This window comes from Stenotrophomonas sp., from assembly GCF_032061965.1.
GTDB lineage: Bacteria > Pseudomonadota > Gammaproteobacteria > Xanthomonadales > Xanthomonadaceae > Stenotrophomonas.
The window spans coordinates 1-10,164 of sequence record NZ_DAMBEF010000074.1 but is presented as its reverse complement, the minus strand read 5'-3'; the positions used below and the strand labels follow the sequence as shown (position 1 = coordinate 10,164).

Below are 10,164 nucleotides of genomic sequence, written 5' to 3'. Positions count from 1 at the left end.
GCGTGGTCTTGCCGGCGTCAGGGTGGGAAATGATGGCGAAGGTGCGGCGGCGCGCGGCTTCGGAGGCGACTTCGGACATGGCAGGGGCGCCCGCCCGGGCGCATCAGAAACGAATGAACCGGCGATTATACCTGCCGCCAGCCCAGCAAGGATGACCGGCAGGCGTAGTGCCGAGCCATGCTCTGCAGGGGCCCTGAGGCGGTGCATCAGCAGTTTTTGGGAGCGGCGTCAGCCGCGAAGCCCGCGGGGTGCGCATAGCCCCTGTAGTGCCGAGCCATGCTCGGCAGAGGCCTTCAGGCGATACATCAGGGGTTTGTGGGAGCCGCGTAAGGCGCGAAGCCAAAGGGGGCCGATGGGGCTTTTCCGGTAAGGCCGCTGCCGAGCATGGCTCGGCACTACCGTTCAGGGATTTCAGGGGGCTTGGCGCGGGAACTTCAACTCGCCGCGCTCGCTGGCCATGCGGAACGGGATCGAGCGCAGTGCCAGCCCGGTATTGGTCTGTACGACGAAATGCAGGTGCGGACCACTGCTGTGGCCGGTATTGCCGGACAGCGCGATGGTTTGCCCGGCCTCCACGTTCTGGCCGGGGCGGACCTGGGCGCTGGCCGCCTGCAGGTGGGCGTACAAGGCCATGCTGCCGTCGCTATGCAGAATACGTACCAGGCTGCCTTGGTCACGGCTGTCCACCACCTGCATGATCCGGCCAGCGCGGGCCGCCAGCACCGGTGTGCCTTCACGCAATGGAAAATCCACCGCATACAGGTTCTGCGCGTCGGTATGGCTGTAGTGGCCGGCAAAGGCCTGGCTGACCTGGATGGATGCGCTTTGCACGGGCACCAGGTAGAGATGGTCCTGCGGGCGCGCCGCCGGGTCGCCGGGGAAGGCGTCCAGTACCAGTCGCAGGGGCTGGCCGTCGTCGGCCAACCACAGCAGGTTGCGCTGCTCGCCGGCGTTCAGCACGGTGGCCGGCGGTGCGCGGCTGTCGCCTTGCAGGCGGACCTGCAGTGGTCCGGCCAGCAGATTGCTGACGACGGCGCTGCGGCCACCCGCGCGTGCCTGCAACTGCAGGCTGGCGAAGGCATCGGAGCTTGCCGATGTCTGGGTCTGCGTCGTCGTCCCGGTCATCCCCCAGGCATCGCGCCAGCGGCCGCTGGGTGCGGCTTGGGCTGGATCGGCCCAACAAAGGGTCAGCAATAGAAGGGCGGGAAGGAGGCGTAGCACGGTACGGGCGAGCTTAGGACGGCAAGGGTGATTGTGCCTGTTTGGTTGCGCCGGAAACCTATTCATCTCTTTATGCGAATAAAGCGATTGACATGCCGGGAGAGGGCTGGCAATGTAGCGTCACCATCGAGACCGGCAGAGGGACAGGCCCTTTGAAGCCGGGGCAACCAGCGGACGCGCAAGCGGCTGCGTTTGGTGCCAAATCCTGCGGTGACCTCAGTGTCCGCCGAAAGATGGTTCGATCCGTACCTTGCGTACGGCGAACACGAGCTCCGCGAAAGCTCGATGGCCGCTCCTTACCGGATACCGCCATGAGTTTCGCCACCGCTACCGTCGCCCAGCTTTATCCCGTCGCATCGACCGACTCCGCCGACAGCAGCGCGCCTGCCGTGCGCGGCGAGATCGAGGTGCAGCTGCGCATGCGTCACGCAGGTCAGCGAGCGCTGCGCCTGCGTTACGAGCTGGTGGGTGCGGCCGGCGCGCCGGTGATCCTGGTGGCGGGCGGCATCTCCGCCCACCGTCATGTCGCGGCTACCGCAGGTTTTGCTGAAAAGGGCTGGGCCGAAGGCCTGGTCGGTGCCGGCCTGGCGCTGGACCCGCAGCACCGTCGCCTGCTGGGTTTCGACTTCATCGGTGCGGATGGGCAACTGGATGCGCCGATCGACACATCCGATCAGGCCGACGCCGTTGCTGCATTGCTTGATGCGCTGCATATCGATCAGTTGCAGGGCTTTGTTGGCTATTCCTATGGCGCGCTGGTTGGCCTGCAGCTGGCCATCCGCCACCCGCGCCGCTTGCAGAAGCTGATCGCGGTCAGTGGTGCCCACCGCCCGCATCCCTATGCGTCGGCCTGGCGTGCCCTGCAGCGTCGCGCCGTTGCGTTGGGGCAGCTGCAATGTGCTGAAACCCATGGCCTGGCGCTGGCGCGTCAATTTGCAATGCTCAGCTACCGGACCCCTGAAGAATTCGGCGAGCGCTTCGATGCCGCGCCGGAGGTGATCAACGGTCGCGTCCGCGTCGCCGCCGAAGACTACCTGGATGCCGCCGGCGCGCAGTATGTGGCTCGCACCCAGGTCAATGCCTATCTGCGCCTGTCCGAATCCATCGATCTGCACCGGGTCGACCCCGCCGCGGTCAACGTGCCCACCCTGGTGGTGGCCGTGGAAGGTGACCGGTTGGTGCCGCTGTCCGACCTCGTATCGCTGGTGGAAGGCCTGGGCCCGCGCGGCAGCCTGCGCGTGCTGCGCTCGCCGTACGGCCATGACGCCTTCCTCAAGGAAACCGATCGCATCAACGCAATCCTCACTACTGCCCTACGCCTGCCCGGAGAAACCGCATGAGCCTGTCCCACACGTCCGAGACCTCCTGTAGCCGTGCCACTGCGGCCGTGCGTGCAGGCATCGATCGCGATACCGCTTACGGCGCCGTCACCCCGCCGATCGTGCTGTCGTCCAATTTCAGCTTCGATGGCTTCGGCAACAAGCGCCAGTACGACTACACCCGTAGTGGCAATCCGACCCGCGACCTGCTGGGCGAAGCCCTGGCTGAGTTGGAGGGTGGGGCAGGTGGCGTGATCACCGCGACCGGCATGGGCGCGATCAATCTGGTGTTGAATGCGTTGCTGCAGCCGGGGGAGCGCCTGGTTGTTCCGCACGATGCCTACGGCGGCAGCTGGCGCCTGTTCAACGCGCTGGCAAGCAAGGGCCACTTCGAGCTGATCACCGCCGACCTGACCGACCCGCGCTCGTTGGCCGATGCGCTTGCGCAGGGCCCGAAGCTGGTGCTGATCGAGACCCCGTCCAACCCGCTGCTGCGCGTTACCGACCTGCGCTTCGTCATCGATGCCGCGCACAAGGCCGGTGCCAAGGTGGTGGTGGACAACACCTTCCTTTCGCCCGCGTTGCAGACGCCGATCGCCTTTGGTGCCGACGTCGTGCTGCATTCGACCACCAAGTACGTCAACGGCCACAGCGACGTGGTGGGCGGCGCGGTGATCGCACGCGATGCCGAGACCCATCAGCAACTGGTGTGGTGGGCCAATGCCCTGGGCCTGACCGGGTCACCGTTCGATGCCTTCCTGACCCTGCGTGGCCTGCGCACCCTGGACGCGCGCCTGCGCGTGCACCAGGAAAACACCCAGGCCATCGTCGAATTGCTGGCTGGCAGTGATGCCGTGGCCAATGTCTATTATCCCGGTCTGGCATCGCATCCCGGTCATGCGGTGGCAGCGCGCCAGCAAAAGGGGTTCGGCGCCATGCTGTCGTTCGAGCTGGCCCAGTGCCAGGGCGAAGACCCGTACGCGGCAGTGCGCGCCTTCCTCGATGGGCTGCGCTATTTCACCTTGGCTGAATCGCTGGGTGGCGTGGAAAGCCTGGTCGCGCACCCGGCTACCATGACCCATGCAGCGATGAGCGCGGAAGCGCGCGCCAATGCAGGCATCAGCGAATGTCTGCTGCGCCTTTCGGTGGGCATCGAGTCCAGCGAGGATCTTGTGGCTGATCTGCAGGCCGGCCTGGCCCGCGCGGCGCAGGTGATTGCAACGGTTGGTGCGGACGCTGCCCAGTGCAAAAAATCGGTGGATGCATGAGCGCGCAACTGCGTCCGCAATCGTTGCCGCAGGCGCGGTTGGTATTGCTGGGGACCGGCACGGTCGGTTCTGCCTTCGTTGCCCGCTACCAGGCGCTGCAGCAGCGACAACTGAACCTGCCCGCGTTGCATGTGGTGGCCAATTCGCGCATCGCGTTGGCCTGCGAGGACGCACCGGATGCGGCGTTGAGCCGTGCGCGTGACGCGCAGCGCGGTGCGGCTGAGCCAGTGCATCGGCTGGAAGTCGGTCGCTTGTCGGCGGGCGACATCGTGGTCGACGCCACCGCCAGCGAGGATGTGGCAGCCGATCATGCGCATTGGCTTGCCCAGGGTATCCACGTGGTGACGGCCAACAAGCTGGGCAATGGCACGGCGTATGCCCGTGCCCGGCAGATTGCCGATGCGGCATTGGGCGGCAATACCCGGTATGGCGATGCCGCGACCGTTGGCGCGGGCTTGCCGCTGCTGCGCAGTATCCGCGCGCTGGTGGCCGGTGGTGATCACGTGCACGCAATCGAAGGTGTGCTGTCGGGGTCGCTGGCCTGGTTGTTTGATCGTTATGACGGCAGCCAGCCCTTCTCTGCCTGCGTGCGCGAAGCTGCGGCGGCCGGTTACACCGAGCCGGATCCGCGCATTGATCTGTCGGGCGAAGACGTACGTCGCAAGCTGCTGATCCTGGCGCGTGCTGCAGGCGTCGCGCTGGAGGCAGATCAGGTCAAGGTTGACTCACTGGTGCCGGCTGGGCTGGCCGCGTTGTCCGCTGCTGAAGTCGACGCCGCACTGCCGCAGTTGGATGCGTTGTTGGAGGCCCGTCTGCAACAGGCACAGGCCCAGGGCTTGAAGTTGTGCTTCGTCGGTCGCCTGGATGCACAGGGCGCCAGCGTTGGCCTGCGGGCATTGCCGGTCGGCCATCCGCTTGCCGGTGGCAGTGGTACCGACAACCGGGTTGCGATCCATAGTGATCGCTATGTCACCCAGCCGCTGTTGATCCAGGGCCCGGGCGCAGGGGCGGAAGTTACCGCGGCCGCGTTGCTGGACGACGTCCTGGCTATCGTCAACCGCTGAGCGGAACTCGGCTCCGCACGCTACCTGCGTGCGGAGTGCCGCAATACCAACTGATCACGTGCCACCAACAGGCGAGGGGAGGTATCCGGGGTCGGCTCCGCCTCGGGATCTGCCGCCTGGTAGATCGCCCAGCCATCGCGGCCGGCATGCTTGGCTGCGTACATTGCCAGGTCGGCCAACGCCAGGTTCTGCTCCCAGTCCCAAAGGTTGGGCGCCTTGTGAAACAGCGGTGTTTCGGCAAGGCCAATGGACACCGTCACATTGCGCGGATTGCCCGCTACCTGGAACGGGACGTCGCGGATGCTGGCCAACAGTCGGTCTGCAATAACGGCGTAGCGCCCACGTGGCAGGTCATGCAACACCGCCAGGAACTCCTCGCCGCCCCAACGGGCGATGTAGTCGCCGCTGCGCATCTGCCGGCCCAGGCGGGTTGCCACCTCTACCAGCACTTCGTCGCCGGCGTCATGGCCGAAGCTGTCGTTGATCGCCTTGAAGTGATCGATATCGATAAGCGCGAACACGGTGACGCCGTCGATGTGCTGGGAGTGGCGACGGGTCTGCAGTACCGCCAGGTCGGTGGGGATCTGCTCGGAGACGTGGCGCCGGTTGTACAGGCCGGTGAGCGTGTCGGTGCGGCTGAGTGAGTCCAGCTCGCGGTTGACGCTGCTCAGCTCGCGCGTGCGCTGGGCGATGAGGGTTTCCAGCGCGGCACGGCGCCGCTTGCGCCACAACGACAGGATCCAGGCTACCAATGCACCAGCCAGCAGCAGGCCAAGTACCAGCATCGCCTTGAACATCCATGTCTCGTGCAAGTAAGGCTGTATTTCAAAGGACAGGCGGGCGCTGGACTCGGGCGGTCGTCCATCCCAGCTGCCGCTGACTTCAAACGTGTAGAAGCCAGGGGGCAGGTTCGTGTAATGCGCGCTGGGTTCTTCGTGGGGACCAGGTTGGTGCCATTGCGCGTCGTAGCCGAGCAGGCGATAGCGGGCCCGGGCCAGGTGCATTGGGTTGAAGCCCAGCACGTTGAAGTCGAATTGCAGGTCACGTCCGGTGGCGGGCAGCTTCCAGTTGTCGCCCTCGGCGTTTCGCCACTGCTCGCCCACGCGTACCCGTTCAATCAACGCTGACGGTGCGGCATGAACCTCGGTGTCGATGTCGGCATCCACTTCGTACAGACCATCTGACGCAGGCGCCCACAGCTTGCGGTCATGGATGAAGACCCGGCCAAGCCCGCCGCCATTGCAGCATTGCGCGCGCTGCCCTGCATGCACACGGTTGTTCTGGCTGATCAGTACCTGGGCACGGACCTGGCGTGAAGCATCGCCTGCAGCGGCCAGCAGTGATTGCTCATCAACCCTGTATACGCCCAGGAAGCCAGTGATCAGCACCTGACCCTGGCCATCGTCGGTGATGGCATAGGGGGTGTGGTGTGCGGGCAGTCCCTGCGTGGCGCCGACATGGAAGGAGCGGCCGTCCTTCAGCACCCTGAGCCCTTCTTCTGATGCGGAACCAAACAGCACTTCGCCGCCCGGCAGTTCATGCAACGCGAGGATCTTGGGGTCGCTCAGGGGGATCGGCAGGGCCACGAGCTGGTCCCCCTGGATTTCGAACAGGCCTTCCTCACCGCCAGCGAGTAGTTGCCCGTCGTGCCGTTCCAGCAGTACCCGCATGAGCAGGTCTGTCTTGCCTGCCGGCGGGCGCAGGTGGGTCAGGGTCTGCTGCGGGTCCAGGCGGTAGATGCCGGTGTTTGCGGCAAACCAGAGATTGCCGGCACGGTCGCGGAGGATGCCGTTGACGCGCGTATTGCGCAGCATGTCCAGCGCGGGCACCGGCACCCGCTGACGCCCATGATAAAAAGCCACCCCGTCCAGGGTGCCTGCCCACAGGTCATCGTTTTCGGCCATCAAGGTGTAAACGGTGCTGAGGTGGGCATCGTCCAGGTAACGCTCCAGCCCGCCATTGCGGACCACGCTGATGCCATGGTTGCCGCCGGCGAGGATCTGGCCGGCGGCGGTGCGCGTCGTGGTCCACACCAGTTTTGTTATGTCCTCACCCTGCAGCGGGTAATGGCGAGCTACGCCAGGCCACATCCGCATGACGCCGCTGTTGGCACTGGTCAGCCAGAGATTGCCGTCGCGGTCGCGCAGGGTGCGTGCGGCATGGACGAACTCTGGTGCAAGCAGGATTTCCTCGGCAATCCGCCCCTGCTGTAAACGCAGCAATCGTGATGATTCCAGCAGCCATTGACTGTTGTGTTCACCTTTGGCGAGTCGGCGATAGCGAGGCCCGCCCAGGCGGGGATCGCTCAGTGCTTGCCAGTGCGCGCCGTCGAAGCGGTATACACCTGCATCGCTGGAGGCCCAGAGCTGCTGGTCGACCACGTTGAGCGATATCAGGCGCTGCTCCGCCGCCGCAGGCAACGGATGCGAGGTCAGGGTGTCGCCGGACAGCTGGTACACCGAGCTTGCGGACCCTGCCCAAAGTCCGGTCTCGGTTGCGGCAATCGCGGTCACCGGGCCAACCGCTGCCAGCAGGCGCAGCCCTTTGCCTTCTTCATGGCGGTAGAGACCCTTTCGGCTGCCGACCAGCAAGCGACCATCAAGGTCCAGCGCCAGGTCCGTGACATCAGACAGGGCGGGCTGGCCGGCCTGCGCTTGGACGTCCTGGAAGCTGCCGTTCCGGTGGACGGCAAGGCCACGCGAGGTGCCGATCCACAAGCGCCCGCGGCCATCCGCCAGCAAGGAGGTGATATGCGCGCTGTGCAGCGCCGGAGTGTCGGCCGGATAAAAGTTTTCGAAATGACTGCCGTCAAAACGGCCCAGTCCGCCCAGGGTTCCAAACCACAGGTAACCATCGCTGTCCTGGGCAATGGCATCGGCGCCGAGCTGCGGTAGTCCGTCGGCCACGGTCCAATGGTCGCGTGCGTACTGGGACAGGGGCTTGGCGCCCATCGCGCCGGACTGCGCCCACGCCGCCGCGCTCGAAGACAGCAGCAGGAACAGCAGCAGGAAATGCCGTATGCAGTGCACTGGATTCCGGGCCGACAAGCTATCTCCCCTAAAGCGCGCCGTGGTGAGCGGCAGTATTGCCGATGCGCGGCGAGGTGTCATTCGCCAGAAACGACTTGGGGATGGGCTTATCATGCCCCCTGTCATTCCACGCAGCGACGCCTGCGGCCGGTGCTTGTCCAACAGGTGGTTTGTGTCCAAGGGTGTTCTGGTTTCGTTGGTGGCCTCGCTGCTGTTTGGGCTCATGTACTACGCAAGCCCGCAGCTGGCGCCGTTGCAGGGTGCTGCCATCTTCGGTTGGCGGGTAGTGTTCGCCGTCCCATTGGTTGCGCTGATGCTGCATCTGGGGGGCGAGAAGACGCTGATCATCGATACCCTGCGGCGACTGCGGACGGAGCCGCGGCTGTGGTGGGCCTTGCCCCTGTGCGCCGGAATGGTGGGGGTGCAGTTGTGGTTGTTCCTGTGGGCGCCGTTGCATGGCCGGGCCCTGCAGGTATCGATGGGATATTTCCTGTTGCCCCTGATGATGGTGCTGCTGGGCAGGGTGGTCTACGGCGAACGCCTGTCGCGCTTGCAAACGTGGGCGGTGACCAGCGCTGCGATCGGTGTGGGCTGGGCCTTGCTGCACAGCAATGGCCTGTCCTGGGAAATGCTGCTGGTGGCGCTGGGCTACCCGGCCTACTTCCTGCTGCGCAGGCATCTGCGCATAGGCCACCTTGGCGGCTTCTGGATAGAGTTGCTGCTGTTGCTGCCGGTGGCGGTATGGGCAGCGATAGGGGACGGCCAGCTGCTGGCGCAACAGGTGGCGCAGCGCCCCTTGCTGCTCCTGCTGATCCCGCTGTTGGGCATCATCAGCGCGGCGGCGCTGATGTGTTACATGCAGGCATCGAAGATGCTTCCCTTCAGCCTGTTTGGCTTGCTGACCTATGTGGAGCCCGTGCTGTTGATGTTGGCCGCACTGCTGCTGGGCGAAAGCGTGGGCCATGGGCAGTGGCCGACCTATCTGGCGATCTGGATCGCGGTGGCACTGTTGGCGCTGGAAGGGGCCCTGCGGCTTCGCGCACGGCCGCCCCTCTCTCCTTGAGGGAGGCGCCGGTGAGGGCCTGGACTAGCGGGCTCTCAGTGCCAGGAACTGCTCCACGTCGGCCCGGCTCATGGCGGCGCCGCTGTGATCGACTGCGCTGAAGTCGACACCGTTGGCCCAGAGCTGAGGGGCGGTGAGCAGTGCGATATTCTCCGACGCGGTGCCGGTCTGCAGATCGAGCAGACGCTGATTGAAGCCGGCGTCGCGCAACCATGCGCTGTAGCTGGAGTCATGCGCGGTGGCGAACTGGATCTGGTAACGGCACTCCTCGCGCTGCGGTGAGGGCATGGCCTCGCATTGCGCATTCCAGGCGTGTAGGCCTATCACCGCGTCCGGCTCCAGCTGCCGTTGTGCTGCCGCCGCCCAAAGCGCAACGCACATGCTGGCGCAGTGCGAGTGCACGCGGACGATGAGGTTGCGTCGGCGGATCATCCGCGCCGCCTCGAGGCCGGGGTTGGCATACCCACCACCGCTGGTGATGTCGATGCGCTGCAGCCCAGGATTTGCGTCGAGCTGGGCTTGAAGGTCGGTGGCGAAGCGAGCACCGACACCGCCTTCAATGCGCAGTGCGCGGCCCTGTTCGATGACCTGCATGCGGGCGTCATCCACTGTTGACAGGGTCGTGGACTTCTCGCCGCGCAGGATGGTTGGGTCGGACCGCGCCTGCGGGGCCCGTGCTGGCGCGGACGCAGGGGTGCTGGCCTCGACCTCCGGTTCAGCGGGGGTGGACGTGCGTGAACGCTGCTTGCCGATGAAGTAGGCCAGTACCAGCAGGGCGATGGTGCCCATCACCAGCTTGCCCAGGGTAAGGCCGCCAGAGCGGGGCGCAGGCTTCGCCGTTATCCGTGGACGTGCCGGCTGGGTGCCGATGGGCGGCAATCGCGGCGGTGACTCGGGTCCTTGTCCTGCTTCCATTCCATTCCCCTGCTGCGAAATCGCAGGCGGGATTCTGGAGGGGCGCGGGTGGCCGTGCAACTGGCTGCGGGTCGGAGGCTGGTGACGTTGCCGCCGCTGGCCGGGGGGATGTCAGGGCTCTGTCGGTACTACCGGCAGAGCCCTGTTGAAGGCGAGGGCGCTCAGCAGGCGTGCGAGCGCCTTTTTGTCGCAGGCATCAGCACTCGATGACGTTGACGGCAAGGCCGCCACGGCTGGTTTCCTTGTACTTGTCCTGCATGTCGCGGCCGGTATCGCGCATGGTCT

General features: G+C 65.6%; 7 protein-coding genes and 1 riboswitch. Of the genes, 4 read left to right on the top strand and 3 right to left on the bottom strand.

From position 1 onward, the window contains the following. Window positions 1–411: 411 nt before the first annotated feature. A complete protein-coding gene (locus RT460_RS19080; RefSeq protein ID WP_313321307.1) occupies window positions 412–1,125 on the bottom strand; it encodes a M23 family metallopeptidase in 714 nt (237 codons plus the stop codon). Window positions 1,126–1,341: 216 nt separating this feature from the next. Next, a riboswitch (SAM riboswitch) is annotated at window positions 1,342–1,461 on the top strand. A 71-nt stretch (window positions 1,462–1,532) separates the two neighbouring features. Here RT460_RS19080 and RT460_RS19075 point away from each other — a divergent pair. The 3 genes from RT460_RS19075 to RT460_RS19065 are packed head-to-tail and all read left to right on the top strand — an operon-like array spanning window position 1,533 to window position 4,872. Further along, on the top strand, window positions 1,533–2,561 hold the full coding sequence (locus RT460_RS19075) for a homoserine O-succinyltransferase (RefSeq protein ID WP_313321306.1): 1,029 nt from the start codon (window positions 1,533–1,535) through the stop codon (window positions 2,559–2,561). Beyond that, window positions 2,558–3,808: an O-succinylhomoserine (thiol)-lyase gene (locus tag RT460_RS19070; RefSeq protein WP_313321305.1), complete on the top strand. Its 1,251-nt coding sequence runs from the start codon at window positions 2,558–2,560 to the stop codon at window positions 3,806–3,808. The genes RT460_RS19075 and RT460_RS19070 overlap by 4 nt, the downstream gene beginning before the upstream one ends. Further along, the gene (locus RT460_RS19065; RefSeq protein ID WP_313321304.1) at window positions 3,805–4,872 is read left to right on the top strand and encodes a homoserine dehydrogenase; all 1,068 of its coding nucleotides are present in this window, start codon (window positions 3,805–3,807) and stop codon (window positions 4,870–4,872) included. The genes RT460_RS19070 and RT460_RS19065 overlap by 4 nt, the downstream gene beginning before the upstream one ends. A 20-nt stretch (window positions 4,873–4,892) precedes the next feature. Here RT460_RS19065 and RT460_RS19060 read toward each other — a convergent pair whose 3' ends face one another. Beyond that, window positions 4,893–7,919 carry a diguanylate cyclase gene (locus tag RT460_RS19060; RefSeq protein ID WP_313321303.1) on the bottom strand — a complete coding sequence of 1,009 codons (3,027 nt, stop codon included), beginning with the start codon at window positions 7,917–7,919 and terminating at the stop codon, window positions 4,893–4,895. A 154-nt stretch (window positions 7,920–8,073) separates the two neighbouring features. Between RT460_RS19060 and rarD the strand changes: the two genes are divergently transcribed. Next, window positions 8,074–8,964: an EamA family transporter RarD gene (rarD, locus tag RT460_RS19055; RefSeq protein ID WP_313321302.1), complete on the top strand. Its 891-nt coding sequence runs from the start codon at window positions 8,074–8,076 to the stop codon at window positions 8,962–8,964. A 24-nt stretch (window positions 8,965–8,988) separates the two neighbouring features. Here rarD and RT460_RS19050 read toward each other — a convergent pair whose 3' ends face one another. Then, on the bottom strand, window positions 8,989–9,879 hold the full coding sequence (locus tag RT460_RS19050) for a hypothetical protein (protein ID WP_313321301.1): 891 nt from the start codon (window positions 9,877–9,879) through the stop codon (window positions 8,989–8,991). Window positions 9,880–10,164 lie beyond the last annotated feature (285 nt).